Here is a 26,439-nt window from a genome sequence, read left to right as displayed (position 1 = left end):
AAAATTACTCTAATTTAAATAGCTGTCAGCGTTTGTCTGGTAAGGGTTTTGTGGCAATTTCACTGAAATTTCTCTGGGGGGTTGCCGCCTTGGCATGGGCCAGTGCCAGCCATGCTGCAACGATTACCGTGAATCCTGGGGATGACTTGGCAGCGGCGGTGCAGGCTGCGGCGCCAGGAGATGTTTTGGAGATTGCCAGGGGCAAGTACCGCGCTAACCTGTTGATTGATAAACCATTGACGCTGCGTGGCATCGACCGTCCCACCATCAGTGGTGGCAATCGCGGTGACACCATTCGGGTTACCGTGCCGGACGTGGTGATTGATGGCCTGATTGTTAGTGACTCTGGCGACAGCCTGAAAGACCAAAACGCAGGGATTTATATTTATCCGGGTGCCCATCGGGCGGTCATACAGAATTGTTATTTATCCTACAACCTCTTTGGAATGTGGATAGAAAAAGCAAATGATGTATGGATTGAAAATAATAATATAACCGGGAAACGCGAATATAGTTCACCACTGCGCGGAAATGGTATTCAGCTTTATAATACCAAGGGCGCAAAAATAATCAATAATCGCATCAGCTTTGTGCGAGACGCTTTGTACGTTGATGTTTCTCATCATGCTGTGTTCAAAGGGAACCACCTGCACAATAGTCGGTATGGAACCCATTATATGAATTCTTATTATAATTTGTGGGAAAATAACGATACTTACTATAATCGGGGCGGGTTGGCCTTGATGGAAGTCCGTAACCAGGAGGTTCGTAATAACCGTGCCTGGGGTAACTCTGACCATGGGATTATGCTGCGGACTCTTCAGGATTCGGTTATTGAAGGAAATGTGGTGGCGGGGAATAGTCGTGGTTTTTTTATTTATGATGTTGAATACACGGCTATCAATAATAATGCGGTCATCGACAATACCGTTGGTGTTCATCTGGCTGGATCGGCTCGCAACGAAATTGAAGGGAATGACTTCATTTCCAATCGCGAGCAAGTGCGCTATGTCGGTTCGCGTGATCAGATTTGGGGCGAACGCAGTGGCAACCACTGGAGTAACTATATCGGCTGGGATCGCGATGGCGATGGTGTGGGCGATGTGCCCTACGAAGCCAATGATATGGTGGATCGCTTAACGTGGCGCCATCCAAGTGTGAAGCTCTTGATGGCCAGTCCTGCGGTGCAGGCGTTGCGCTTGGTCAGCCAGCAATTTCCTATTTTGCGGGTGCCTTCGGTAGTGGATCCGCATCCGCGAATGCGTCCACAGTATGAAGAATGGAGTAAGTGGCGTGGCAAATATTTCCCCGGTTGATAAAGATCGGTTTGCGATTGTTCTGCGTGATGTGCGTAAGCACTATGGCGCTGTACATGCCGTCGATGGCGTAGATTTGAATATACCGCAAGGGCAAATTTTTGGTCTGATCGGTCATAACGGTGCGGGAAAAAGCACACTGTTCAAGATGATGCTGGGTTTGGAACGACCGACATCCGGCAATATTGTTGTTGCAGGGGCAGATGTGGCCGGCCCGAATTTTCGTTCAGCCCGCCGCAAACTTGGGTATTTGCCTGAGAATGTGGTGCTTTACGACAATCTCAGCGGATTGGAAACCTTGCATTTTTTTTGCTCGTTTGAAAGGTGCTTCCGTAAAGGAGTGCGAGCCCTTGCTTGATAAAGTAGGGCTTGCCCATGCCGGCAGGCGGGCGGTACGTGAATACTCCAAAGGGATGCGGCAGCGCTTGGGATTTGCACAAGCTTTGCTGGGCAAACCGCAAGTGCTTTTTCTGGATGAGCCGACCAATGGACTGGATCCTCAGGCCATTCGGGATTTTTATATCACCTTGCGAGAACTGCAGCAAACGGGTGTCACGATTGTGATTACCTCGCACATTTTGTCGGAGCTGCAGGAGCGTGTGGATGGGCTGGCAATTCTTGCTGCAGGAAAACTGCAAGCACAAGGAAGTGTCCAGCAATTGCGGGAAGATACGGATTTGCCTTTGGTTGTAGAGGTGGATTTAGCGGTAGATGAAGCCCCCGCATTGATTCAGACGTTGCGGGGTATCGTAAATATCCAGCCTGCGATGACACTCTCCGGCTTACGGTTTGAGTGTGCGCGAGAAAAAAAAATGGCGGTGCTGGCGGCAATTGCTCCGTTGGGCGTGCAGGATATCCGTTTGCATGAACCTTCTCTGGAAGATATGTTCTTTGGTATTTCAGAATAATCGTGTTCGCTTAATTTTTGATTGAAATTATATTCATGGAATTGAAGCCTATTATTACCGTTGCAGCAAAGGAGTTTCGGGATCGAATCCGTAACCGGTGGGTGCTGGCGGTTGCCTTGGTATTTGCAGCGTTTTCTGTGGTTATCGCCTATTTTGGTGGGGCACAACAGGGAATGGTCGGCTTTCGCTCGATTGAGGTAACCATTGCGAGTTTGGTAAGTCTGGTGATTTACCTGATTCCTCTGATTGCCCTGCTTTTGGGGTTTGATGCCATCGTGGGTGAGCGTGAGCGTGGCTCTCTGGGGTTGTTGCTGGCATTGCCCATCACAAGGCTGGAGTTGATGCTGGGGAAATACCTGGGTTTGGCTCTGGCGTTGACCCTGTCTACCTTGGTGGGTTTTGGCGTGGTGGCATTGCTTTTGTGGAAGCAGATGGATGCTAACGCGCTATTCCATTACTTCGGATTTATACTGAGTTCCGTCTTGCTGGGATTGGCATTTCTCAGTATCGCCGTGCTGATTTCCGTTGTGGCACGTGACCGTACGCGTGCTTCCGGCATGGCGATTGCTGCTTGGTTTTTCTTTGTTCTGGTGTTTGATCTGATCTTGTTGGGGATACTGGTGACCACAGGAGGGAAGTTTGCCGGCGATTCCTTTGCCTGGTTGCTATTGTTGAATCCTGCGGATGTTTTTCGCATCCTGAATGTTTTTTCTTTGGAGGATGTGCGTACGCTGTATGGTTTGGCCAGTGTCATGCCTACTTCTTTGGGGAATCCTCTCAAGATGGGCGGCGTTATGCTGGTGTGGATTGTTTTACCTTTGGCATGGGCCAATTGGAGGTTTAAGCCGTGATGAACTTTTCTTTGTATCCCTTGCGCCGTGCCTCCTGGCTGGCTGCGTTGATTCTGGCCGTTGGTGGCTTGAGTGCATGTAGTGATGAGGCTGCCAAGGCGCAATCCTTTGCCCCGGTGGAAATCGATCGTTCGACCTCTTGCGAGCTTGACGGCATGTTGTTGATTGATTACCCGGGGCCCAAAGCACAGGTGCATTACGCAGGACAAGACCGGCCCGTCTTCTTCTGCGACACGGTGGAGTTGTTCAATTCGCTGCTGGCTGGAGAGCAGGTACGCCCGGTGCGCATGGTTTATGTGCAGGATATGGGGCAGGCGGATTGGGAGCATCCCGAAGGGCATTGGATTGATGCAAAAACGGCGACTTATGTCGTAGGGAGCAAGCGCCACGGCTCCATGGGAACGACGATTGCCAGCTTTGCTCAGAAGGCAGACGCGGAAAAATTCGTCACCGAATATGGCGGGACGGTTTATCCCTATGACGGCATCAAGTTGGACATGGTGGATTTGACCGGCGGTGCATTGCACGATACCCGGATGTAGGACTGGCAGAGCGTTTTATGGCACAGCCCGTGTTGCGGCGCAGAATGTTGGCTGGGTTGATGGGAGCAGCGGCAGTTGCTGGCGCCTGGGGGTGGCAGCGGCTGTCTGTTCCTGCTGTAGAACTGCCGGAGGCCGAGGTTTGCCTGGATGCCCCGGCCCTGCCATACGACCCGGCTTCCGGGTTGGCCATGACCGACCCGCGTCCTGTGCCCGATGGGGCGCGTTGCCCCGTGTGCGGCATGTACCCGGGGCGTTTTGCCGAGTGGGCAGCACAGGCTATTTTTAACGATGGCTATGTGCATTTTTTTGACTCGCCTTTGTCGCTGTTCACCTTTCTGGACGATGTGGAACGCTTCAGTCCGGGGCGAACCGCCCGCGACATTGCGGTTTGTTATGTGACAGACAGCGCTCAGATCGCTCCGCCGGCGTGGGTGGCTGCTGCCGATGCTTTTTATGTGCATGGCTCCAATGCTCTGGGGCCGATGCGCTCAGGAAATTTGCCTGCGTTTGCCGAGCAGGCTGCTGCCCAGGCCTTTATCCAGCGCCGCGGTGGCGTCGTGCTTTCCTTTGCACAAGTGGATGCGGTTGTGTTGCGGCAGCTTGTTGTGCCAGGCGGGCATCAGCATTCGGCCCATGTCGCAGCCAGTGGCTGAGAACCTAAACGGGCTCTAGGCCCGGTTTCTGTAAAATCCTTAGTACGCTACCGTGTTTGTTTTAAGTCAACTAGCCTGGTTGAACAATTTGTGACACTATTTTACGTTTGTAGAAAAATAGTGCTGGAATCCAGGCTTGCGCATGACTGATGGAGAACTCACGGCTGAACCCCTGACCTCGGAGATGGAGGTTGCGGTCGCTTTGGCCAGGACATTGCGGGAGCAGCAAACGCTGCTGCAAAGTACCGATATTGGTGTTGCCTTCATTCAGAAAAGGGCGGTGCTGCGCTGCAACGACCGTTTTGCACAAATTTTTGGGTATGACGATGCGCAAGCCATTGTGGGCCAAGCCAGCTATGCGCTGCATCCGTCCCGGGAGGCTTTCCGGGCTCTGGGGCGTGATGCCTTTGCCGACTTGGCGCAGGGCGGGACGTTTCGTAGCGTGCGCCAGATGCGCAAAAGCGATGGCGGTCTGTTCTGGGCCAGCCTGACGGGGCGATTGATCAATCCGGCCGAGCCGTCGGAGGGCTCCATCTGGACGCTGGACGATGTCGATGCCCACATCCATATGCGTTCACAGCTGGATGCGATCCAGTTGCAGACCCAGGTTTTGCTGGATCACGCGATGGTGGGTGTGGCGTATCTGCGGGACCATACAGTTGTACGCTGCAACCGGCATGTGGAGTTGATGCTCGGTTATGACGCCGGGGAACTGCAAGGCCGTTCGTCGCGTACCTGGTTTGCCGACGATGAGCAATGGCTGGCGCAACGTGCCCGTTGTGTGCCTGTGCTGGCCGCAGGGGAGGTGTTTGCCGCTGAAATGGCCCTGCGCCGCAAGGATGGCGGGCCTCTGATCTGCGAAGTGCGCAGCAAGGCCCTGCAGGATGGCAGTGCCGTGTGGATTCTGATGGACATCACCGAACGCCGGCAGGCGCAGGAGGCTTTGCGGGAGGCCCACGCGGAGCTGGAGCGGGTTGTGTCGGAGCGTACCCATGCGCTGGTGACAACGGCCAAGGACCTGGACAAGGAAATCCAGGAGCGTAAATACGATCAGGAGCGCATCTACCGGTTGGCACATTACGATGTTCTGACGGGGCTGCCGAACCGAACCTTGCTGGCCGAACGCAGCCAGCAGGCCATTGCCAGCGCCCAGATGCAACATACGCCGCTGGCGGTATTGTTTCTGGACCTGGATCATTTCAAGCATGTGAATGACTCGCTGGGGCACAAGGTCGGCGACAACCTGCTGGCGCGGATTGCCCAGCGCTTGCGCCAGACGGTGCGAGAATACGACACGGTGGCCCGTTTGGGCGGTGACGAATTTGTTCTGCTGCTGCCGCGGGCCAATGCCCGGGGTGCCCAGCGGGTCGCCGGGAAGGTCGCCCAGGCGTTCGACCAGCCATTTCATATCGGCCAGCATGAATTGACCCTGGGCTGTTCGGTCGGGGTGGCCCTGTATCCCCAGGATGGACGGGATTTCGATGCCCTGGTGCAGTCCGCCGATATGGCGATGTATGGCGCCAAGCAGGAAGGGCGCAATACCTACCGTTTTTTCACTTCGCAGATGCAGGCCCAGTCGATGCGGGCGCTGGAACTGGAGAATGCCCTGCGGCGAGCGCTGGAACGCGACCAGTTGTCCCTGCACTACCAGCCTCAGGTGGATGCGACTACGAGCAAGGTCGTCGGGGTGGAAGCCTTGCTGCGCTGGCAGCACCCCGAGTTGGGTATGGTGTCCCCGGCGGAATTTATTCCGGTGGCGGAAAGCAGCGGCCTGATCTTGCCGATTGGCCAGTGGGTGCTGGAGACGGCGGCCCAGCAATTGAAAGTCTGGCGCAGCAAAGGACTGCTGCATATCACCATGGCCGTCAATTTGTCGGCCCGGCAGTTTCACCAGCCCCAATTGCCCGATCTGGTGCGCGATGTGCTGCGACAGGCCGACCTGCCGCCGCAGTGCTTTGAACTGGAGCTGACCGAAAGCGCCGCTATGAGCGACGTGCCGGCAGCGGAACAAACCCTGGCCCAACTGCAAAAGCTGGGGGTGCGCCTGTCGATCGACGACTTTGGCACGGGCTATGCCTCGCTGACCCAGCTCAAGCGTTTGCCCAGCTACAAGCTCAAGATCGACCAATCCTTTGTTCGTGACCTGGACAAAGGCGAGACGGACAAGGCCATGGTCAACGCCATCGTGCGCATGGCCCAGGCCATGGGGCTGCGCATTACCGCCGAAGGTGTCGAGACCCGGGACCAGCTGGACTTCCTGCAAACCCTGGGTTGCGACGAGGCGCAGGGCTACTATTTCAGCCGCCCCAAGCCTGCGGCAGAGATTGAAAGCTTCTTGTTCCAGCGTACCGTCTAGGGATGCTCTGCCAAGAAACAGGGGCAGGGCGCAGGCCTGTCCCCAGCCCGGTAAAATGCGGGACTTCCCCAATGCTGCACCCCAGGGCCGGGCTTTGCGTCCGGCCCTGGGGTGTTTTCACCCCGCCTTTCCCTTCTGTCCATAGGCCGCCTTGTGACTTTGCATTTGACACAGTTTGAGGGCGCGAACGCCCTGAGCGCGTTTCGTGCCCAACAGCTTCTGACCGATCTGGTCGCCATTCATCCCAAAATCACCGGTATTACGGCCCGCTTTGTGCATCTGGTGGCCTGTACCACGGCCCCGGATAGTGCCTTGCAAGAGCGGCTGCAAGCGCTGCTGACCTATGGCGAACCTGCGCAGGATGCGGGGCAGGAGGGGGCGGTCTTTGTCGTCACCCCGCGCCTGGGCACCATCTCGCCGTGGGCTTCCAAGGCCACGGACATTGCCCGCAACTGCGGTCTGGACGTGTTCCGGGTGGAACGCATGACCGAATACCGCCTTGCCGTCAAAGGCGGCCTGCTGGGCGGCAAGACGGAATTGTCCGCCGCGCAGCGTGACCAGATTGCCGCCTTGTTGCACGACCGCATGACCGAATCGGTGTTTGCCACCCGCGCCGAGGCCGAGCAGCTTTTCAGCACCCTGCAAGCCGCTCCGATGGAGTTTGTCGATGTGCTGGGCGGTGGCCGCGCCGCTTTGGAAAAAGCCAACAAGGCCTGGGGACTGGCCCTGGCCGACGATGAAATCGATTACCTGGTGAATGCCTTCACCGGCCTGCAACGCAACCCCACGGACGTGGAGCTGATGATGTTCGCCCAGGCCAATTCCGAGCATTGCCGCCACAAGATCTTCAACGCCCAGTTCACCATCGACGGCGTGGCGCAGGACAAATCGCTGTTCGGCATGATTCGCCACACCGAGCAGACCTCGCCCCAGCACACCATCGTGGCGTATGCGGACAACGCCTCCATCATGGAAGGCCATGAGGTCGAGCGATTCATAGCCAAATACGACGCTAAGGCAAGCCAGGCAAGCGCACCCAGCTATCAAAAAGAAAAAGCGCTGCACCATGTGCTGATGAAGGTGGAAACGCACAACCACCCCACGGCGATTTCGCCCTTCCCCGGCGCATCGACCGGTGCGGGCGGGGAAATCCGCGACGAAGGGGCCACGGGCCGGGGCTCCAAGCCCAAGGCGGGCCTGACCGGCTTCACGGTTTCCAAGCTGTGGGGCAGCGAGGTGGGCAAGCCTGCCCACATTGCCAGCCCCTTGCAGATCATGGTTGAGGGGCCATTGGGCGGCGCGGCGTTCAACAACGAGTTTGGCCGCCCCAACCTGACGGGGTACTTCCGCGAGTACGAACAGCAGGTCGGCGACATCACCCGGGGCTACCACAAGCCCATCATGATCGCTGGCGGTCTGGGCGTGATCGACGCGCAGCAGACCAAGAAAATCGAATTTCCCGCAGGCACGCTGCTGATTCAACTGGGCGGGCCGGGGATGCGCATCGGCATGGGTGGCGGTGCGGCCAGCTCCATGGCCACCGGCACGAATGCAGCCGAGCTGGACTTCGATTCCGTGCAGCGCGGCAACCCGGAGATCGAGCGCCGTGCCCAGGAAGTCATCAACCACTGCTGGCAGCAGGGCGCGGCCAACCCCATTCTGGCGATTCACGACGTGGGCGCGGGCGGCCTGTCCAACGCCTTCCCCGAGCTGACCAACGATGCCGGGCGCGGTGCTCGCTTCGACCTGCGGGCGGTGCAGCTGGAAGAATCGGGCCTGGCGCCCAAGGAAATCTGGAGCAACGAAAGCCAGGAGCGCTACGTGCTGGCGATTGCCCCGGAATCGTTGGCGCAGTTCCAGGCCTTTTGCGAGCGCGAGCGCTGCCCCTTTGCCGTCATTGGCGTGGCGACCGAGCAGCGTCAGCTGGTGCTGGAAGACACGGCTGTCGCGCAGGGCGAGCAGAAATTCCCCGTCGATATGCCCATGGACGTGCTGCTGGGCAAGCCGCCCAAGATGCACAAGGACGTCACCAGCGTGCAGCGCACATTGCCCGCCATCGACCTGACCGGCGTGGCGCTGGAAAAAGCCGTGATCGACGTGCTGGCCCACCCCACGGTGGCCAGCAAGCGCTTCCTCATCACCATCGGCGACCGCGCCGTGGGCGGCCTGACGCACCGCGACCAGATGGTCGGCCCCTGGCAGGTGCCCGTGGCCGACGTGGCCGTGACCCTGGCAGACTTCACCGGCTTCAAGGGCGAGGCCATGGCGATGGGCGAGCGCACGCCGCTGGCCGCCATCGATGCCCCGGCCTCGGGCCGCATGGCCGTGGCCGAAGCGATCACCAACATGCTGGCCGCGCCGATCGAGCTGTCGAAAGTCAAGCTCTCGGCCAACTGGATGGCCGCCTGCGGCGAACCGGGAGAAGACGCCGACCTGTACGCCACCGTCAAGGCCGTGGGCATGGAACTGTGCCCGCAGCTGGGCATTTCGATTCCCGTGGGCAAGGACAGCCTCTCGATGCGCACCCAGTGGAGCGAAGGCGGGGCGCTGAAAAAAGTCACCTCGCCGGTCAGCCTGATCATCACCGGCTTTGCCGCCATCGACGACGTGCGCGGCACGCTCACGCCGCAGCTCGATGCGCAGGAGCCGGACAGCTCCCTGGTGCTGATCGACCTGGGCCGGGGGCAGAACCGCATGGGTGGTTCCATCCTGGGGCAGGTGCTGGGCCAAAGCGGCAACACCACGCCTGACCTGGACAATGCCGAGGATTTGAAGGCGCTGGTGGATGCCGTGAACGCCTTGCGCCAGCAGGGCTTGATCCTGGCCTACCACGACCGGGGCGACGGTGGCCTGCTGGCCACCGTGGCGGAAATGGCCTTTGCCGGCCACGTCGGCGTGGCGCTGAACGTGGACATGCTGGTGACGGAGGGCGACGGCATCACCGATGGCCGCATGGATTCCGGCGAAGGCAAGAACTGGGGCCAGCAGGTGGCAGGCCGCCGCGAAGACCTGACCTTGCGTGCCCTGTTCAACGAAGAACTGGGCGCGGTGCTGCAAATCCGCACCGCCGACCGCAGCCAGGTCATGCAGGTGCTGCGCGAACACGGTCTGATTCAGTGCAGCCACATCGTCGGCAAGACGCGCCCGGCCTCCAGCCCGGTGGACATGGGCAAGGGCGAGCTGCAAGTCTGGCGCGATGCCAAGCAGGTCTTTGGCGCGACGCTGGAAAACCTGCACCAGGTCTGGGACGCCGTGAGCTGGAAAATCGCCCAGCAGCGCGACAACCCGGCCTGCGCCGACAGCGAACATGCTGCCGCCGGTGCGGCCAGCGACCCCGGGATGCACGTTCACTTGAGCTTCGACCCGCAGGACGATGTGGCCGCGCCCTACCTGAACCTGAACGCCAAGCCGCGCGTCGCCATCCTGCGCGAGCAGGGCGTGAACTCCCAGGTGGAAATGGGCTTTGCCTTTGCTGCTGCCGGCTTCGATGCCGTGGACGTGCACATGAGCGACCTGCAAGCGGGCCGCGCCCACTTGCAGGACATGGCGGGCATCGTCGCCTGCGGCGGTTTCAGCTACGGCGACACCCTGGGCGCAGGCATCGGCTGGGCGCGTTCGATTACCTTCAACGAGCGCCTGTCCGAGCAGTTCCGGCAATTCTTTGGCCGGGGCGACACCTTTGCCCTGGGCGTGTGCAACGGTTGCCAGATGTTTGCCGAGCTGGCCGACATCATCCCCGGCGCCGAAGCCTGGCCGCGCTTCACGCAGAACCAGAGCCACCGCTTCGAGGCTCGCCTGAGCATGGTGGAGGTGCTGGACAGCCCCAGCATCTTCCTGCAAGGCATGGCGGGCAGCCGCCTGCCCATCGTCGTCTCGCACGGCGAAGGCTTTGCCAACTTTGCCGCCCGTGGCCATGCCGATCAGGTCGTGCAGGCCATGCGCTATGTGGACAACCACGGCCAGCCGACCGAGGTCTACCCCTTCAACCCCAACGGCAGCCCCGGCGGTCTGACGGCAGTGACCACGGCCGACGGGCGCTTCACGGCCATGATGCCGCACCCCGAGCGCGTGTTCCGCAACATCCAGATGAGCTGGACAGACGGCGATAAAAGCCAGGCCAGCCCGTGGATGCGGGTGTGGCGCAATGCCCGCAAGTGGCTGGGGTAAGGCGTTGCAGCGCATCCCCGGCAGCTTGAAAACGCTCCATGGTCCTGCGATGGATTCGCCGCGCAAGCGGTTCTGACATGCGCTGCCATCGACATGAAGCCCGGCCGCCTGCCGATGGCGGCCGGTATCGAATGCCGCCGGGTTTTGCCGTGGGAGCACAGCCATGAATACAGGCGTGCTGTCCGGGCTGTCTGCGCTGAACCACAAGCTTTTCTACATGGTCAATGGCGTGCGCCTTCCCTGGCTCGATCAGGCCATGGTCTTGGGCACGCACCTGGGCGATTTTGCGAATCTGGTATGGATCGTCGCGGCAGCGCTTCTGCTGTTGCTTGCTTACAGATTCGTTCCTGCCTGTGCGGCGGTTCGGTGGCTGCCGCGGCGCGATACGGTGGTGGCGTGTGTCACCTTGCTGCTGGTGGCCTATGTGGTGGCCGCCTGTGTGGTCACGGCGCTGAAAGTGGGGTTGCACATGCCACGGCCTGCGGCGGCCTTGCCGGCGGGGTCGGTCCATGTGCTGGTGGCGCCAGAGTCTGCATTGAGCTTTCCCAGCGGTCACGCCACTTTTGCCATGCTGGTGGCCCTGGTTTTCTGGCCCTGGTGCCGGGGCTGGGGGCGGGTGTTCCTGGCGGTGTTCGTGCTGTGGGTGGGCTTGTCGCGCATCAGCGTCGGGGCGCACTTTCCCGTGGATGTCATCACGGGATATTTTTGTGCTGCCATCAGTGTCTGGGTGGGGGCCAGGGTTCTGGCCTTTTGCCCGAAGATGGAGATGAGAAAATAATAGCTGTTACCGCTTGATATATAAGATATTCAATAATTTATATATCTGAAATTGTTTATCTATCAGTGGGAAGTGCTATTTTATTTGTTATGAACTGGTTCCAAGGGCTGCTGCTTTTTCTCCTGCTGCTGGTGCTGGCCGTGCAGGTGCTGCACATCGTGCGCTCGCGCCGGGCCGGGGTGCCGTGGCGCACGCTGGAACACGCCCTGCTGCGCCAGGAGGGGCAGGCCCAGGCGCTGGCCCAGCAGTTGCACGGCCTGGGGCAAAGCCTGGGCCAGCACCAGCAGTTGCATGCCGATGGCCTGCGCAAGCTGGTCGATGCCCGGCTGGCCCAGGCGCACCAGGAAACGCGGGCCAGCCGCCAGGAATTGCAGCAGCACTTTGCCCTGCTCCAGCAGGCGCTGGCCGAGCAGGCGCACCGCCAGCAGCACAGCAGCGAGCAGCAGGCCGAGCAGCTGCGCAGCACCCTCAATGACCGGCTGGCCGCCATCCAGCGCGACAACGCCGCCAAGCTCGAAGACATGCGCCGCACGGTGGACGAGCAGCTGCACGCCACGCTGGAGCAGCGCCTGGGGGCCTCGTTCGCCCTGGTCAGCGAGCGGTTGGAGCAAGTCCACAAAGGGCTGGGCGAGATGCAGACCCTGGCCGCCAGCGTGGGCGATCTGAAGCGGGTGATGACCAACGTGAAAACCCGGGGCACCTGGGGCGAGGTGCAGCTGGGCGCGATTCTGGACAGCGTGCTGACCCCCGAGCAGTACGCCCGCAACGTCAAGACCGTGCCGGGCAGCAACGAGCTGGTGGAGTTCGCCATCCGCCTGCCCGGGCAGGGCACGCAGCCGGTGTGGCTGCCCATCGATGCCAAATACCCGGTGGAGGACTACCAGCGCCTGCAGGATGCCTGGGAGCTGGGCGACCGCACTGCCATCCAGGCCGCCGGCCAGGCGCTGGAAAGCAGCGTGCGCTCCGAGTCCAGAAAAATCGCCGGCAAATACCTGGCCCCGCCGCATACGACGGACTTTGCCCTGATGTACCTGCCCAGCGAAAGCCTGTTTGCCGAAGTGCTGCGCCGCCCGGGGCTGGTGGAAGCCTTGCAGCAGCAGTACCGCGTGGTCGTGACCGGCCCGGCCAATCTGGCGGCCATGCTCAACAGCCTGCAAATGGGTTTTCGCACCCTGGCGATCGAGGAGCGTTCGGCCCAGGTCTGGGCCGTGCTGGGGCAGGTGAAGACCGAGTTTGCCAAGTTCGGCGCCGTGGTCGAGGCCACGCGCAAATCGCTGGATGCTGCTGCCCGCAAGTTCGAGCAGGTGGACGTGCGCACCCGCGCCATCCAGCGCAGCCTGCATGAGGTGCAGGCGTTGCCTGTTGCGGCGGATGCCGGGGGCGAAGCCCAAATCGAAACCGGCATCGGCATTGCGATGGAGCGGGATGCCACCGATACCGGGGCGGGCGCTGCCAGGCCCGGGCCGGGGGCCGCATGATGGCCAGCGGCCTGCCCCGGCTGATTGCCGCGCAAATCTCCATCCACGCCTGCATGACCGGGCTGCGCATGGCTACGCCGCTGCTGGCCCTGGCGCAAGGCTACAGCGCGGCGGCGGTGGGGGTGTTGCTGGCGTTGTTTGCGCTCACTCAGGTATTTCTGGCCCTGCCTGCGGGGCGTTATGCCGATCGGCATGGCTTGCGGCGCCCGGTGGCCCTGAGCGTGGTGGTCGCCACGCTGGGGGCGGGGCTGGCGGTGGCCTGGCCGGTCTTTCCCGTCCTGTGCGTGGCGGCGCTGTGCAGCGGCGGGGCGGCGGGCACGGCGCTGATTGCGCTGCAACGCCACGTCGGGCGCAGCGCCCACGATCAGGTGCAGTTGCGCAAGGTGTTCAGCTGGCTGGCGCTGGGGCCGGCCATTTCCAACTTTATCGGCCCGTTTTTTGCCGGTCTGCTGATCGACCACGCGGGCGGGCAGGCGGGCAGCGAGATGGGCTTTCGCGCCGCTTTCCTGCTGCTGGCGCTGCTGCCCATTGCCGCCTGGTTCTGGGTGCGGACGGTGCCGGAGCTGCCGCCGGTGCCGGTCGCGGCGGGCAAGGCCCCGGCGGCCTGGGATCTGCTGCAGGACCAGGCGTTTCGCCGCCTGCTGCTGATGAACTGGGCGCTGTCCTCGTGCTGGGACGTACACACTTTCGTGGTACCCATCCTGGGGCATGAGCGGGGGCTGTCGGCCTCGGTGATCGGCAGCATTCTGGGCGGCTTTGCCATTGCCGCCATGGTGGTGCGACTGATCCTGCCCGTGGTGGCCCGGCACCTGCGCGAGTGGCTGGTGGTGTGGTGTGCCATGCTGGGCGCGTGCCTGCTGTTCATGCTCTATCCGCTGATGCCGGGGCCGTGGAGCATGGGGCTGTGTTCCGTCTTGCTGGGGCTGGTGCTGGGCTGCGTGCAGCCGATGGTGATGAGCATGATCCACCAGATCACCCCGGAGCATCGCCACGGCCAGGCGCTGGGTCTGCGCATGATGGCCATCAATGCCTCCAGCGTGATGATGCCGATGGTCTTCGGCAGCCTGGGCGCGGTGCTGGGGGTGTCGGCCCTGTTCTGGGGCGTGGGCGCGATGGTGGGGGCCGCATCGCGCCTGCCGTGGCTGCTGGGGCGCGATACTTTCGCGGATTAACCCGTGCGGCCGTTGAGCTGGTAGAAGTCCTTCAGGATCTGCCATGCCTGCTCGGGGGTGTCGGCAAACTGGAACAGTTTCAGGTCTTCGGCGCTGATGACGCCTTCCTCGACCAGCATGTCGAAGTTGAACAGGCGTTTCCAGAACTGCGAGTCGTACAGCACGATGGGCACCGGCTTGATCTTGGTCGTCTGCACCAGGGTCAGCACCTCGAACAATTCGTCCATGGTGCCAAAGCCGCCCGGGAAGGCCACCAGCGCCTTGGCCCGGATGAGAAAGTGCATCTTGCGCAGCGCAAAGTAGTGGAACTTGAAGCTCAGGCCGGGGCTGATGTAGCGGTTGCCGTGCTGCTCGTGCGGCAGCAGGATGTTCAGGCCGATGGTCGGTGCCCCGGCGTCGTAGGCGCCCCGGTTGGCCGCTTCCATGATGCCGGGGCCGCCGCCGGTGCAGACGTAAACGCGCTGGTTGGTCGGGTGCTGCTTGCTGTATTCGGCCACCAGGTAGGCAAAGCGGCGGGCCGCTTCGTAGCGCTGGGCGTTGCGCATGTCGCGCTGGGCCAGGGCGATGGCCTGGGCATCGCCGCTGGCCTGGGCGCTGTCCAGGGCGCGGGTGGCCTCTTCCTGATCGACAAAGCGGGCGCTGCCGTAGACCACCACGGTGTGGTAGATGCCCATGGCCTCCTGGTCCAGATCGGGCTTGAGCAATTCCAGTTGAAAGCGGATGCCCCGGGTTTCGCGGCGGGCCATGAATTCGGGGTCGGCAAAGGCCAGGCGGTAGGAATCGGGCTCGGTCGGGTCGGCCGTCAGGTCGCGCGTGGCGTTCGGGCCTTCCAGGGGGGCCAGGTCCTCCATGAGGGAGCGTTCGTACAGGGGGGGAGTCATAAGCGCCTTTCCAAGGTTTTTGCTTTTATTCGATCAGCATCCGAAGCTATTAAATAAGGTGCTGCTACCGCACGTATTTAAACAGTTTTAAGGTAAAACAATGCTGAAATCCTTATTTCATAGTCGCAAGCAGCTATGAAATCATGAATCTATAGGGTTACATGCCGAAACGTTGCAGCCCGGCCGTGGCGCAATACCAGCCGGCGGCGGTCAGCAGCAGGGAACACAGCAGATGGGCGCCGGCCCAGACCATGCCCATGGCCCAGCGGCCGGCGTGCAGCAGTTGAAACACTTCGGCGCTGTAGCTGGAGAAGGTGGTCAGCCCGCCGAGCAGGCCGGTAATCAGGAACAGCCGCCACGCCGGATCGAGCTGGGGCAGGGCCTCGAAGGCGGCAATCGCCAGCCCGATCACGTAGCCCCCGATGGCATTGGCGGCCAACGTGCCCCAGGGCAGCTGGCCCGGGTGGCTCAGCCACAGTCCCAGACGCCAGCGGGCCAGGGCCCCCAGGGAGGCGCCGGTGCAGATGGCCAGGACGTGCAGCATTTCAGGAGAGAGAGGAGCCGGATGCCCCGTGCTGGGTGGATGCCGAGGTGCTGCCGCTCATGCTGGGCGGCACGGGCCGGCCGGCCAGGCGGTCGCGAAACAGCGCGGCCCGCATCAGGAAGATGGTGGAGATCGGCACCGTCGTGGCAATGAACACGGCGATCAGCAGGGTGTAGAAGGCCGGGCCATCCCCGGTGGCGGAATAGAACACCACGCTGGCCCACATGATGAGCCAGCAGCCCAGGGTGGCGATGATGGCCGGGGCGTGAACGCGCTCGTAATAGGTTTTCAGCCGCACCACGCCCCAGGAGCCGAGCAGGGCCACGCAGGCCCCGGCCAGGGCCAGGAGGGCAACCAGCCATTGCAGCCACAGCGGCAGGTCGGCAGCGTTCATTCGATCACCTCCCCGCGCAGCAGGAATTTGGCCATGGCCGTGGTGCCCACGCAGCCGAACAGGGCGATGAGCAGGGCGGCTTCAAAGTAAACGCTGGACTGGTAGTGCATGGCCAGCACCAGCATGAGCAACATGCCGTTCAGGTACATGCTGTCCAGCGCCAGCACCCGGTCTTGCGCCGTCGGGCCGCGCAGCAGGCGCACCAAGGTGAGCAGCATGGCCAGCACCAGAATAAAAATGGCGGCGGGAAGCGCCAAGTCCAGAGGGGTGGAGAGTAGGCCCGTCATTCAAAAATCTCCATCAGGGGGCGTTCGTAGTGGGTTTTCACATACTGGGCAATGGCGGCGTGGTCGTAGGCCTCCAGCACATGCAGCATCAGCATGCTGCGGTCGCGCGAGATTTCCGCCCAGGCGGTACCGGGGGTGATGCACACGATCATGGCCAGCACCGCCAACCCGTTGGGGTCGCGCAGCTGCAGGGGAATGGCAACGAAATCCGCCGGGTGGCGGCGGTAGCGCGGCAGCAGCAGGAAGCGCACCACATGCAGGTTGGAGACGGTGGTGTCATGCACCACCCGCAAGGCCAGGCGCAGAATCGTGATCGGATGGCGCACCCGCACGGGCAGGGGCCGCAGTCCCCGCGTTATCAGGGGAATGCTCCAGCCGAGCAAGGCGCCCAGGACGATGTGCCCCAGGCTGAAGCGGTGGTTGAGCAGCAGCCAGAGGACGAACAGGGCCACCGAGAGCAAAGGGGCGGGCAGGAGTTTGCGCATCATGGTGCTGTTCCCGAAGCGGCAGGCGGGTTGGGGACGGGCGCTGCCTGCAGCACGGCCTGAATATAGGTGTGCGGGCTGTGCAGGCTTTGCGCCGTGGCCTCGGTGTAGCGCATGGCGCCGGGGGCGTGCAAGGTCAGCGCCAGGCTCAAACCCATCAGGGCGGCAATGGCCACGCCTTCGGTGAGGCGGATTTCCGGGGCCGTGCGCTCATGCGCCGCCCAGAAGTGGCGGATACCGGCACGGGTCAGGGCAATCAGGGCCAGCAGCCCGGAGCCGATCAGCAACGCCAGCAGCAGCCAGGCCGTCGGTGGCGGCGCAGCGGTCAGCGGGTGGCCCAGTCCCAGGGGGGAGAGCAGGGCGGTGAGCATGGCGAATTTGCCGAGAAACCCGGACAAGGGCGGCAATCCGGCCACCACCAGGGTACACAGCAAAAAGGCCAGGCCCAAAAATGCCGCCGCAGCAGGGATCGGGCGGCCGATCAGGGCCTGTTCCTCGTCGTCCAGATTGGTGTGATCGGCCGCGATCAGCTCGTGGCTGAGGAAGGGGGCTTCCTCGTCGTCCAGATCGACCATGCTGGCGCCGTGGTTGCGCCAGCGGTCAATGGCATCGGCCAGCAGGAACAGGCAGGCCACCGCCAGGGTCGAGCTGGGCAGGTAATACAGCAGGCCGGCCGTGAGCATGGGGTGGCCGAACCCGACCGCAGCCAGCAGCGTGCCGGACGAGACGATGGCCGCATACCCGGCCAGATGGGTCAGCCGCGTGGCGGCGAAGATGCCGATGCTGCCGAACACCATGGTCACCATGCCCCCGGCGATCAGCCACTGCCCGCCGAACAGGGCCGAAGCCCCGGCTTCGCTGGAGAACATCAGCGTCCACAGGCGCAGCAGCGTGTAGACGCCCACCTTGGTCATCAGGGCGAACAAGGCCGCGACGGGCGCCGTCGCGGCGCTGTAGCCGGGCACGAGCCAGAAATTCACCGGCCAGACGGCGGCCTTGATCAGGAAGGCGGTGGCGAGAATCCCGGCGGCCGTGTGCAGCAGGGCGCGATCGGCCTCGGTCACCAGCGGAATTTGCTGCGCCAGGTCGGCCATGTTCAGCGTTCCCGTCAGGCCATACAGCATCGATGCGCCGATCAGGAAAAGGGAGGATGCTGCCAGATTGATAGCGATATAGTGCAGTCCGGCCTGAACCCGCAGGCGTCCGGAACCATGCAGCAGCAGGCCGTACGAGGCAGCCAGCATGATTTCGAAAAAGACGAACAGGTTGAACAGGTCGCCGGTCAGAAACGCGCCGGCCAGTCCCATCAGTTGAAACTGGAACAGTACGTAGAAATGCACGCCGGCCTTGAACCAGCGGGCCATGGCAAAGATGCTGACGGCCAGGGCAATGGCGCTGGTCAGCACCAGCATCAGCGCCGTGAGCCGGTCGAGTACCAGCACGATGCCGAACGGCGCCGCCCAGTTGCCGGTCAGGTAAACGCTGGGGGCGGCGCTGTGGTCGCTCCATTGCAGCAGGGCAATGGCGACCACCAGCCCCAGGGCGATGGAGCCGGTGCTGAGGATGGTTTTGGTGCGCTGCTGTTCCTCGTTGAGCAGCAGCATCAGCGCTGCCGTGGCCATGGGCAGCACGATGGGCGCCAGCATGAGGTGGGGCATCCAGGTGCCCAGCCATTGCCATATTCCCTGCATCAAGGCATCTCCTGGGCGTCCCGCGCCTTGATGCCATCGACGTGGTCGGTGCCGGACATGCCGCGCGAGGCCAGCAGCACGACCAGGAACAGCGCCGTCATCGCAAAGCCGATCACGATGGCCGTCAGCACCAGGGCCTGGGGCAGGGGGTCGGCGTAATGGAGCAGGTCCTCGGGGACGCCAGGGCGCAGCACCGGCTCCTTGGCAATGGCCAGGCCCTTGCGGCCCATGCTGAAAATAAACAGGTTCACGGCATACGACAGCAGCGACAGGCCAATGACCAGCTGAAAGGTGCGCGGACGCAGCAGCAACCAGACGCCGGAGCCTGCCAGCACGCCGATTGCCAGGGCTAAAACGGTTTCCATAGGGTTAATTCTCCGGCGAGGTTTGTTCTTCCTGCAGCCGTGCGTGGTAGCGGTGCGAGCGCACGGATTGGTGGGCCAGGGCCGTCAGGATCAGCAAGGTGGCTCCCACGACGAGGGCAAAGACGCCCATATCGAAGAATGTCGCGCTGGCCAGATGGATTTCACCCAGCAGGGGCAGTGTCCAGTGGAAGCTGTGGCTGGTCATGAAGGGGTAGCTGACGGCGACGGAACCGAGTCCGGTGGCGATGGCCAGCAGCAACCCCACACCGATCCAGCGGCGCGGGAACAGGGGCAGGTGGGCTTCGACCCATTGCGTGCCCGAGACGATGTATTGCAGCAGCAGCGCCACGGAAAACACCAGACCGGCGACGAAGCCGCCCCCCGGTTCGTTGTGCCCGCGCAGGAAGATGAAGACGGCCACCATGGTGGCAAACGGCAGCAGCAGGCGCACCAGCACGGCCGGCACCATCAGATACCCGACGGCCGTGTCCTGGGCGTTGCGCGGGTTGAGCAGGTCGGTCTGCAAGTCGCCAGCCAGAAAGCGCTGCTGTTCGGGCAGATCCATGGTTTCGCGGGCCGGGCGGAAGCGCCGCAGCAGGGCATAGATGGTCAGCGCCACGACCCCCAATACGACGATTTCGCCAAAGGTATCGAATCCCCGGAAATCGACCAGCATCACGTTCACCACATTCGTGCCGCCGCCCTCGGACAGTGCCCGTTCCAGGTAGAAGGTGGAGGTACTCTGGGCAAAGGGGCGGCTCATCATGGCAAAGGCCAGCCAGGCACAGCCTGCCCCGGCCGCGATGGCCAGCAGCAGGTCGCGCAAGCGGCGGTGGCGGGCCCGCAGGGCTGCGCGGTAGGTGGCTGCCGGGGCCAGGGTCTGGTCGCGGCGTGGCAGCCAGCGCAGGCCCAGCAGGATCAGGATGGTGGTGACGATTTCCACCACCAGCTGGGTCAGGGCCAGGTCGGGCGCCGAAAACCACAGGAAGGTGATGCAGGTCACCAGACCGGCACCGCCCATCATGATCAGGGCGGCCATGCGGTGGAATTTTGCCTTCCAGGCGGCCCCCAGCGCACACAGTCCGCCCAGCACCCACAGCAGGGCAAAGGCCGGGGACAGAGGCAGGTCGTTGCGCTGGCCCAACTGCACCCCCCGCAGCAGCAAGGGCAGGGCACCGGCGGCCAGAGCCAGCAGCACCAGCCAGAGCATTTGCCATTGCAGCTGCTGGGTATTGAGCAGGCGGCGCAGGTTGCGGGCCAGCAGGCTGGCGCGGGCCAGCAGATTCTCAAAGGCGCGTTTGCCGCTGAAGCGGTGCAGCACCGGGGCCTTCTGGCCCAGAACGGAGCGCTCGCGCAACCAGCGCAGCGTAGTGAACAAGGCAATGCCGCCCAGCAGGGCAATGATGCTCATGATCAGGGGGGTGTTGATACCGTGCCAGATCGCCAGGCTGAACTCGGGCAGCGCCCCACCCACCACGGGATACGCTGCGGTGCGCAGAATGTCGCCCACCGCCCAGGCCGGAAAAATACCGACGATCAGGCAGATCAGCACCAGCAGCTCGACCGGCACCCGCATCCAGTGGGCCGGTTCATGGGGCTTGCGCGGCAGGTCGGTGGCCGGAGGGCCAAAAAATACCTCCACGGTAAAGCGCAGGGAATACGCCACGCTGAACATGCCGGCCAGGGTGGCGACCAGCGGCAGGCCGATGCGTACCCATGGCGCAGCATCAAGGAACACCGTTTCGGCAAAAAACATTTCCTTGGATAAAAAGCCGTTGAGCAAGGGCACCCCGGCCATGGCTGCGCTGGCGACGCAGGCCAGGGTGGCGGTGATGGGCATCATGTGCCGCAGCCCCGAGAGCCGCTGGATATCGCGGGTCCCGCTTTCGTGGTCCAGAATGCCCGCTGCCATGAAAAGCGAGGCTTTGAAGGTCGCGTGGTTGATGATGTGGAACACTGCTGCCACGGCCGCCAATGGGCTGTTCAGGCCCAGCAGCAAGGTAATCAGCCCCAGGTGGGAGAGGGTGGAGTAGGCCAGCAGCCCCTTGAGATCGTTCTGGAACAGTGCCAGGTATCCCCCCAGCAGCAAGGTGGCGGCACCCGCGCTGCTGACGATCCAGAACCACTCGTCCGTACCGCTGAGGACGGGCCAGAACCGTGCCAGCAGGAACACCCCCGCCTTGACCATGGTGGCCGAATGCAGGTAGCTGGAAACCGGGGTCGGCGCCGCCATCGCATGGGGCAGCCAGAAGTGAAACGGGAACTGGGCGCTTTTGGTCAGTGCCCCCAGCAGCACCAGCACCAGCATCGGTGTGTAGAAAGGATGGGTGTGCAGGCTGGCGCCCGCCTGCAAAATCACATCCAGGTCATAGCTGCCGACCATCCAGCCCAGGATCAGCATCCCGGCCAGCAGGCACAGACCCCCGGTGCCGGTGACGGTCAGCGCCATCCGTGCCCCCCGGCGGGCATCGCGCCGATGGTGCCAATAGCCGATCAGCAGGAAGGAAAACAGGCTGGTCAGTTCCCAGAAGAAGGCCAGTTGGATGACGTTGCCGGAAAGCACCACCCCGACCATCGCGCCCATGAAGGCCAGCAGGAAAGAAAAAAAGCGCGGCACCGGGTCGGCCGGGGACATGTAGTAGCGAGCGTAGAGGACAACCAGAGAGCCGATGCCCAGCACCAACATGCTGAACATCCAGGCAAAGCCGTCCATGCGCACGACGAAGTTCAGGCCCAGGGCCGGCAGCCAGATGATTTCCTGGCGCAGCACGGCACCATCGGCAATCTGCGGAAAGAGCAACGCTGCCTGGATGGTGCAGGCCAGGCTGATGATGCCGGCCAGTGTCGATTCGGTATTGCGGGCATTGGCCGGCAGCACCGCTGCGAGCAGGCTGCCCACAAAGGGCAGGATGATCAGCAAAATCAAAGGCATGAAGGGTTTTAGTGAAGAGGCAAGCGAAAGAGGGGAGAGTTTAGGGCGAAAAAAAGCCCGCAGACTTGCGGGCAAGAGGATAACCGACGAGAGTCGGGAAATTTAGACTATTTTTTCGCTCCGGGAGCGGTTTCTCCAGCAGTCTTTGCTACGGTTTTTTGTTGTTTTGCCGGTGTGGCCGGTGCTGGAACGGCTTTGTACGGCTTGCCATCGATGGTCAGTCCGCCCTGAGAGAACTTGTCGGCATTCCCGGCCCCGACACCCTTGACGCGGGCGATCAAATCATCCCAATTCTTGAATGCGCCCTGCTTTCGGGTTTCCACAATATTGCTGGCGATTGCCGGGCCGATCCCCTTGATTTGTACGAGATCGGCCTCGCTGGCCTTGTTGACATCCAGCGCCGCCCACGCCCACGTAGAGAACAACACGAAGCACAGCGCGAATAGTTTTTTCAGCATTCCTATCTCCTATTCATGGTAAGCAGCACATGCTGCCTGCGCAATCCTAAATCTTCATTGTTGTCAATATGTTAGGTGAATAGCCGAGCTGGACAGTACGATAAAAGACTGCTAGGGCGCGTTGCCGGGTGTTGGCTGAATCGTCCTTCGCGGGACGGCAACAACAAACCGGAAGGGGCGTTTGGTTACGAATGGATGGACAGACCCGGAAAAGTAAAAACCCCTGGCTCTTGCGAATCAGGGGTTGTTATTGGTGCCGGAGACATGAATCGAACACGCGACCTTCTCATTACGAATGAGCTGCTCTACCGACTGAGCTACACCGGCGAAAGCGGGGATTATAGCTGGTTTTTATCGGCTTCCAGATGGTAGCGGGTGACGCGTTCGACCTCGTTTTTCGAGCCGAGGACGACGCTGACGCGCTGGTGCAGCTGGGTGGGCTGCACTTCCATGATGCGTTCGCGGCCGTTGGTGGCCATGCCGCCGGCCTGTTCGACCAGCCAGGACATGGGGTTGGCTTCGTACATCAGGCGCAGCTTGCCGGGCTTGCCGGGTTCGCGTTTGTCCCAGGGGTACATGAAGATGCCGCCACGGCACAGGATGCGGTGGACGTCGGCGACCATGGCGGCCACCCAGCGCATGTTGAAGTTCTTGCCGCGCGGGCCGTCTTCGCCGGCCAGGCATTCGTCGATGTAGCGTTTGACGGGGGCGTCCCAGTGGCGCATGTTGGACATGTTGATGGCAAATTCCTTGGTGTCCTCGGGGATGCGCACGTTGTCCTGGGTCAGGATGAAGGAGCCTTGCTCGCGGTCCAGGGTGAACATGGACACGCCGTCGCCCACGGTCAGCACCAGGGTGGTTTGCGGGCCGTAGATGCAGTAGCCGGCGGCCACTTGCCGGGTGCCGGGCTGCATGAAGTCTTGTTCGGTCACGCCGGGGTGGCCTTCGGGCTTTTTCAGCACGCTGAAGATGGTGCCGATGGACATGTTGATGTCGATGTTGCTGGAGCCGTCCAGCGGGTCGAACATGAGCAGGTATTCGCCCTGGGGGTAGCGGTTGGGGACGACGTAGATGCCTTCCATTTCCTCGGAGGCCATGGCCGCGAGGTGGCCGCCCCATTCGTTGGCTTCGATCAGGGTTTCGTTGGCGATGATGTCCAGCTTTTTCTGCACTTCGCCCTGCACGTTTTCGCTGCCGGCGGTGCCCATGACATCGCCCAGTTCGCCCTTGTTCACGGCAAAGCTGATGCGCTTGCAGGCGCGGGCGACCACTTCCAGCAGCAGGCGCAGTTGCGGGGGAATGCGGCCATCGACCCGTTGTTTTTCCACCAGGTAACGGGTAAAGCTATCGCGGCGCGGCATGGGGAAACTCCTATAAAAGAGAAGCGCCTTCCGCTTGCATTGCAAGGTTTTGACGCTTGTTTATTGATAAATTCGTTTGTAGGTAAGCGGAAAAAGCTATCTTTTAAAGCAATCCTGCTTCACTCGCCCAAGGCCCGTGCCACGACTTCGCGCACGTCGTTGGACAGGTCGGTCTTGGCGGCCACGCGGGCAATGGCTTCGCGGGCGGCTTCGCGGTAGGGGGCGGCGAGCTTTTTCCAGCGGTCCAGGGCGCGGGCCAGGCGGGCGGCCACCTGGGGGTTGATGGCATCCAGCGCCAGCACCTGGTCGGCCCAGAAGACGTAGCCGGCGGCATCCTGGCGGTGAAAGCCCCCGGGGTTGGCATTGCAGTAGGTAAAGACCAGGCTGCGGGCGCGGTTGGGGTTTTTCAGCACGAAGTCGGGATGCTTGAGCAGGGCCTTGACGGCGGGCAGGGCGCTGCCTTGCACGTCCGGGGCGGCGGCTTGCAGGGCAAACCACTTGTCCAGCACCAGCGGCTCGTGGCGCATCTGGCGGTAGAAGTAGTCCAGGGCGTTGGCGGCCAGGGGGCTGCTGCTGTGGATGAGCGCTTGCAGGGCGTTGGCCTTGTCGGTCATGTTGCCGGCGTCCTTGACGCGCTGGTAGGCCTTGCCGGCCCAGACGCCGTCGCCTTGAACGGCCAGGCACAGCATGTTCAGCGCCAGCCCGGCCAGGGCGCGGCGGCCGGCGGCCACGGGTTCCGGCCGGTAGGCGCCGGTGTGGGCGTTGGCCTCGTAGGCGGCCTGCCACTGCGGCTGCAATGCCTGGGCCAGTTGTCGGCGCATGGCTTCGCGCACGGTGTGGATGCGCTGGGGATCGACGCTGTCCAGTTGCTCGGCGATGTAGCTTTCGGACGGTAGGGTCAGTACCAGCTCCTTGAACGCGGCATCCAGTTGCGGATGTTCCAGTATCGATTGGAGAGCATGTACCACGCTCTCCGGCAAGAGATTGGCAGTGTTTTGCTCTGCTCCTGTTGCTGCTCCAGCGGTAGCAGCTATGGCATTGGTAGCAATGCGCAGGGTCAGGCGCTGGGCGGCTTCCCAGCGGTTGAAAGCATCGCTGTCGTGGGCCAGCTGGGTGAGCAGTTCGGCTTCGGTAAACGGGTAGTCGAGGAGGACGGGGGCGCTCAGGCCGCGCAGCAGCGACGGGGTGGGCTGGCTGGCGATGCCGGTGAATGTCCACGCTTGCTCGGCCTCGTGCAGCACCAGGGTGTGTTCGGTGCCCAGGTCGGCACCGTCCAGTTGCAGGGGCAGGGCGCGGCCCTGGGCATCGAGCAGCCCCAGGGTGACGGGGATGACGAAGGGCTGTTTGTCGCCTTGCCCCGGGGTGGCCGGGCAGCTTTGGCGCAGGGTCAGGGTGTAGGTTTGCGCGGCGGCATCGAACACGCCGCTGGCGTGTACGGTGGGCGTACCGGCCTGGCTGTACCAGCGTTTGAAGGCGTCCAGGTGTTGGGCCAGCGGACTGGCGGGGTTGGCATCGGCCATCGCCTGGACGAAGTCGTCGCAGGTGACGGCCTGACCGTCAAAGCGCTCGAAATACAGCTTCATGCCCCGGGCAAAGCCGTCCTGGCCGACCAGGTTGTGCTGCATCCGCACCACTTCCGCGCCTTTTTCGTAGATGGTGACGGTGTAGAAGTTGTTGATTTCGACGTAGCTGTCCGGGCGCACGGGGTGGGCCATGGGGCCGGCGTCTTCCGGGAACTGCACGGTGCGCAGCACGCGCACGTCCTCGATGCGCTTGACGGCGCGGGCCGAGGCGCTGCCCGCCATGTCCATGGAAAACTCCTGGTCGCGGAACACGGTCAGCCCCTCTTTGAGGGAGAGCTGGAACCAGTCGCGGCAGGTGATGCGGTTGCCCGTCCAGTTGTGGAAGTATTCGTGCCCGACCACGCTTTCGATGTTGGCGAAGTCGGTGTCGGTGGCCGTGGCCTGGTTGGCCAGCACGTACTTGGTGTTGAAGATGTTCAGGCCCTTGTTCTCCATCGCGCCCATGTTGAAGTCGCTGGTGGCGACGATCATGAAGCGTTCCAGGTCCAGGCTCAGGCCGAAGCGGGCCTCGTCCCAGGCGACGGCGTGCATGAGCGAGCGCATGGCGTGTTCGGTCTTTTCCAGGTCGCCGGGGCGCACCCAGACTTGCAGCAGATGCTCCTTGCCCGCGCGGCTGGTGATTTTCTGCTCGCGGGCGACCAGCTTGCCGGCCACCAGGGCGAACAGATAGCTGGGTTTTTTGTGCGGATCGTGCCAGCGGGCGAAGTGGCGGCCCTCGGGAAGTTCGCCGCTTTCCACCAGGTTGCCGTTGGACAGCAGCACCGGGTACTGCGCCTTGTCGGCCCGCAGCAGCACGCTGTAGCTGGCCATGACGTCCGGGCGGTCCAGGAAATAGGTGATGCGCCGAAAGCCCTGGGCTTCGCACTGGGTGAAAAAGGTGTCCTGGCTGACGTACAGGCCGGACAGTTGGGTGTTCTTGACCGGGGCGCAGGTGGTGAAGATTTCCAGCGCAAACGGCTCGGGGCTTTCGGGCAGGTTCTCCAGCACCAGCTGGCCGCCATCCATCTTGAAGCTGGTGCCGTTGCCATTGACCAGCACGCGGGCCAGGTTCAATTCTTCGCCGTCCAGGCGCAGGGGCTGGGCCGGCACGTCCGGGTTGCGGCGCACCTGCATCTTGTTCAGAACCCGGGTTTTGGCCGGGTCCAGGTCAAAGGTCAGCTCCACCGTCTCGATCCAGAAGGCCGGGGCGGTGTAGTCCAGGCGCTGTACGACGGCGGGAGTGTGTTCTGTTTTCATG

20 protein-coding genes, 1 tRNA gene and 1 pseudogene are annotated in these 26,439 nt (G+C 62.4%); 10 read left to right on the top strand and 12 right to left on the bottom strand.

Going from position 1 to position 26,439, the window contains the following annotated elements; translation table 11 throughout:
* Positions 1-62 precede the first annotated feature (62 nt).
* The 10 genes and pseudogenes from ACFO3A_RS11870 (at position 63) to ACFO3A_RS11825 (ending at position 14,221) form a co-directional block, all read left to right on the top strand.
* Positions 63-1,316 carry a nitrous oxide reductase family maturation protein NosD gene (locus ACFO3A_RS11870; RefSeq protein WP_377726759.1) on the top strand — a complete coding sequence of 418 codons (1,254 nt, stop codon included), beginning with the start codon at positions 63-65 and terminating at the stop codon, positions 1,314-1,316.
* Positions 1,273-2,224 (top strand): annotated as a pseudogene (locus ACFO3A_RS11865) (ABC transporter ATP-binding protein). The gene ACFO3A_RS11870 and the pseudogene ACFO3A_RS11865 overlap by 44 nt, the downstream one beginning before the upstream one ends.
* Positions 2,225-2,259: 35 nt before the next feature.
* A complete protein-coding gene (locus ACFO3A_RS11860; protein WP_377726570.1) occupies positions 2,260-3,075 on the top strand; it encodes an ABC transporter permease in 816 nt (271 codons plus the stop codon).
* On the top strand, positions 3,075-3,617 hold the full coding sequence (locus ACFO3A_RS11855; RefSeq protein ID WP_377726569.1) for a nitrous oxide reductase accessory protein NosL: 543 nt from the start codon (positions 3,075-3,077) through the stop codon (positions 3,615-3,617). The genes ACFO3A_RS11860 and ACFO3A_RS11855 overlap by 1 nt, the downstream gene beginning before the upstream one ends.
* A 188-nt stretch (positions 3,618-3,805) precedes the next feature.
* Positions 3,806-4,270: a nitrous oxide reductase accessory protein NosL gene (locus tag ACFO3A_RS11850; protein WP_377726568.1), complete on the top strand. Its 465-nt coding sequence runs from the start codon at positions 3,806-3,808 to the stop codon at positions 4,268-4,270.
* A 142-nt stretch (positions 4,271-4,412) separates the two neighbouring features.
* Positions 4,413-6,626, top strand: a complete 2,214-nt coding sequence (locus ACFO3A_RS11845; RefSeq protein WP_377726567.1) for a putative bifunctional diguanylate cyclase/phosphodiesterase — start codon at positions 4,413-4,415, stop codon at positions 6,624-6,626.
* A gap of 153 nt (positions 6,627-6,779) precedes the next feature.
* Positions 6,780-10,793: a phosphoribosylformylglycinamidine synthase gene (gene purL, locus ACFO3A_RS11840; RefSeq protein WP_377726565.1), complete on the top strand. Its 4,014-nt coding sequence runs from the start codon at positions 6,780-6,782 to the stop codon at positions 10,791-10,793.
* A gap of 163 nt (positions 10,794-10,956) precedes the next feature.
* Positions 10,957-11,571 carry a phosphatase PAP2 family protein gene (locus ACFO3A_RS11835; RefSeq protein ID WP_377726563.1) on the top strand — a complete coding sequence of 205 codons (615 nt, stop codon included), beginning with the start codon at positions 10,957-10,959 and terminating at the stop codon, positions 11,569-11,571.
* A gap of 89 nt (positions 11,572-11,660) precedes the next feature.
* Positions 11,661-13,049, top strand: a complete 1,389-nt coding sequence (locus tag ACFO3A_RS11830; RefSeq protein ID WP_377726562.1) for a DNA recombination protein RmuC — start codon at positions 11,661-11,663, stop codon at positions 13,047-13,049.
* Positions 13,049-14,221, top strand: a complete 1,173-nt coding sequence (locus ACFO3A_RS11825; protein ID WP_377726757.1) for an MFS transporter — start codon at positions 13,049-13,051, stop codon at positions 14,219-14,221. The genes ACFO3A_RS11830 and ACFO3A_RS11825 overlap by 1 nt, the downstream gene beginning before the upstream one ends.
* Here ACFO3A_RS11825 and ACFO3A_RS11820 read toward each other — a convergent pair.
* The 12 genes from ACFO3A_RS11820 to pepN form a co-directional block, all read right to left on the bottom strand.
* Complete coding sequence (locus ACFO3A_RS11820) at positions 14,218-15,072, bottom strand: LOG family protein (protein ID WP_377726754.1); 855 nt, start codon at positions 15,070-15,072, stop codon at positions 14,218-14,220. The two genes, ACFO3A_RS11825 and ACFO3A_RS11820, sit on opposite strands and share 4 nt — an antisense overlap.
* Before the next feature lie 187 nt (positions 15,073-15,259).
* The gene (gene crcB, locus ACFO3A_RS11815) at positions 15,260-15,646 is read right to left on the bottom strand and encodes a fluoride efflux transporter CrcB (protein WP_377726560.1); all 387 of its coding nucleotides are present in this window, start codon (positions 15,644-15,646) and stop codon (positions 15,260-15,262) included.
* Between the two features lies 1 nt (position 15,647).
* Positions 15,648-16,040: a monovalent cation/H(+) antiporter subunit G gene (locus tag ACFO3A_RS11810; RefSeq protein ID WP_377726559.1), complete on the bottom strand. Its 393-nt coding sequence runs from the start codon at positions 16,038-16,040 to the stop codon at positions 15,648-15,650.
* A complete protein-coding gene (locus ACFO3A_RS11805; RefSeq protein ID WP_377726558.1) occupies positions 16,037-16,327 on the bottom strand; it encodes a K+/H+ antiporter subunit F in 291 nt (96 codons plus the stop codon). The genes ACFO3A_RS11810 and ACFO3A_RS11805 overlap by 4 nt, the downstream gene beginning before the upstream one ends.
* Positions 16,324-16,815 (bottom strand): Na+/H+ antiporter subunit E, encoded by a 492-nt coding sequence (locus ACFO3A_RS11800; RefSeq protein WP_377726556.1) that lies wholly within the window; start codon positions 16,813-16,815, stop codon positions 16,324-16,326. Before ACFO3A_RS11800 ends, ACFO3A_RS11805 begins: the two co-directional genes overlap by 4 nt.
* Positions 16,812-18,503, bottom strand: coding sequence for a monovalent cation/H+ antiporter subunit D (locus ACFO3A_RS11795; RefSeq protein ID WP_377726554.1), 1,692 nt, complete (start codon positions 18,501-18,503; stop codon positions 16,812-16,814). Before ACFO3A_RS11795 ends, ACFO3A_RS11800 begins: the two co-directional genes overlap by 4 nt.
* On the bottom strand, positions 18,503-18,868 hold the full coding sequence (locus ACFO3A_RS11790; protein WP_377726552.1) for a Na+/H+ antiporter subunit C: 366 nt from the start codon (positions 18,866-18,868) through the stop codon (positions 18,503-18,505). Before ACFO3A_RS11790 ends, ACFO3A_RS11795 begins: the two co-directional genes overlap by 1 nt.
* A gap of 4 nt (positions 18,869-18,872) precedes the next feature.
* Positions 18,873-21,800 carry a monovalent cation/H+ antiporter subunit A gene (locus ACFO3A_RS11785; protein WP_377726550.1) on the bottom strand — a complete coding sequence of 976 codons (2,928 nt, stop codon included), beginning with the start codon at positions 21,798-21,800 and terminating at the stop codon, positions 18,873-18,875.
* 107 nt (positions 21,801-21,907) lie between these two features.
* Positions 21,908-22,258: a ComEA family DNA-binding protein gene (locus ACFO3A_RS11780; RefSeq protein ID WP_377726549.1), complete on the bottom strand. Its 351-nt coding sequence runs from the start codon at positions 22,256-22,258 to the stop codon at positions 21,908-21,910.
* Positions 22,259-22,509: 251 nt separating this feature from the next.
* Positions 22,510-22,585, bottom strand: a tRNA-Thr gene (locus ACFO3A_RS11775).
* An 11-nt stretch (positions 22,586-22,596) separates the two neighbouring features.
* On the bottom strand, positions 22,597-23,619 hold the full coding sequence (locus tag ACFO3A_RS11770; RefSeq protein WP_377726546.1) for a class 1 fructose-bisphosphatase: 1,023 nt from the start codon (positions 23,617-23,619) through the stop codon (positions 22,597-22,599).
* Positions 23,620-23,738: 119 nt separating this feature from the next.
* Positions 23,739-26,438: an aminopeptidase N gene (pepN, locus tag ACFO3A_RS11765; protein WP_377726545.1), complete on the bottom strand. Its 2,700-nt coding sequence runs from the start codon at positions 26,436-26,438 to the stop codon at positions 23,739-23,741.
* Between the last annotated feature and the right edge of the window lies 1 nt (position 26,439).

Source organism: Comamonas nitrativorans (assembly GCF_042654765.1).
GTDB classification, from domain to species: domain Bacteria; phylum Pseudomonadota; class Gammaproteobacteria; order Burkholderiales; family Burkholderiaceae_C; genus Comamonas; species Comamonas nitrativorans.
Note: the sequence above shows the minus strand (reverse complement) of the source record. Positions and strands in the feature narration are given on the sequence as shown.

Coding starts and splice junctions, on each gene's coding strand:
- ACFO3A_RS11860 (WP_377726570.1), top strand. CDS start 2,260: ATGGAATTGAAGCCTATTATTACCGTTGCAGCAAAGGAGTTTCGGGAT.
- ACFO3A_RS11855 (WP_377726569.1), top strand. CDS start 3,075: ATGAACTTTTCTTTGTATCCCTTGCGCCGTGCCTCCTGGCTGGCTGCG.
- ACFO3A_RS11850 (WP_377726568.1), top strand. CDS start 3,806: ATGACCGACCCGCGTCCTGTGCCCGATGGGGCGCGTTGCCCCGTGTGC.
- ACFO3A_RS11845 (WP_377726567.1), top strand. CDS start 4,413: ATGACTGATGGAGAACTCACGGCTGAACCCCTGACCTCGGAGATGGAG.
- ACFO3A_RS11835 (WP_377726563.1), top strand. CDS start 10,957: ATGAATACAGGCGTGCTGTCCGGGCTGTCTGCGCTGAACCACAAGCTT.
- ACFO3A_RS11830 (WP_377726562.1), top strand. CDS start 11,661: ATGAACTGGTTCCAAGGGCTGCTGCTTTTTCTCCTGCTGCTGGTGCTG.
- ACFO3A_RS11825 (WP_377726757.1), top strand. CDS start 13,049: ATGGCCAGCGGCCTGCCCCGGCTGATTGCCGCGCAAATCTCCATCCAC.
- ACFO3A_RS11820 (WP_377726754.1), bottom strand. CDS start 15,072: ATGGAGGACCTGGCCCCCCTGGAAGGCCCGAACGCCACGCGCGACCTG.
- crcB (WP_377726560.1), bottom strand. CDS start 15,646: ATGCTGCACGTCCTGGCCATCTGCACCGGCGCCTCCCTGGGGGCCCTG.
- ACFO3A_RS11810 (WP_377726559.1), bottom strand. CDS start 16,040: ATGAACGCTGCCGACCTGCCGCTGTGGCTGCAATGGCTGGTTGCCCTC.
- ACFO3A_RS11805 (WP_377726558.1), bottom strand. CDS start 16,327: ATGACGGGCCTACTCTCCACCCCTCTGGACTTGGCGCTTCCCGCCGCC.
- ACFO3A_RS11800 (WP_377726556.1), bottom strand. CDS start 16,815: ATGATGCGCAAACTCCTGCCCGCCCCTTTGCTCTCGGTGGCCCTGTTC.
- ACFO3A_RS11795 (WP_377726554.1), bottom strand. CDS start 18,503: ATGCAGGGAATATGGCAATGGCTGGGCACCTGGATGCCCCACCTCATG.
- ACFO3A_RS11790 (WP_377726552.1), bottom strand. CDS start 18,868: ATGGAAACCGTTTTAGCCCTGGCAATCGGCGTGCTGGCAGGCTCCGGC.
- ACFO3A_RS11785 (WP_377726550.1), bottom strand. CDS start 21,800: ATGCCTTTGATTTTGCTGATCATCCTGCCCTTTGTGGGCAGCCTGCTC.
- ACFO3A_RS11780 (WP_377726549.1), bottom strand. CDS start 22,258: ATGCTGAAAAAACTATTCGCGCTGTGCTTCGTGTTGTTCTCTACGTGG.
- ACFO3A_RS11770 (WP_377726546.1), bottom strand. CDS start 23,619: ATGCCGCGCCGCGATAGCTTTACCCGTTACCTGGTGGAAAAACAACGG.
- pepN (WP_377726545.1), bottom strand. CDS start 26,438: ATGAAAACAGAACACACTCCCGCCGTCGTACAGCGCCTGGACTACACC.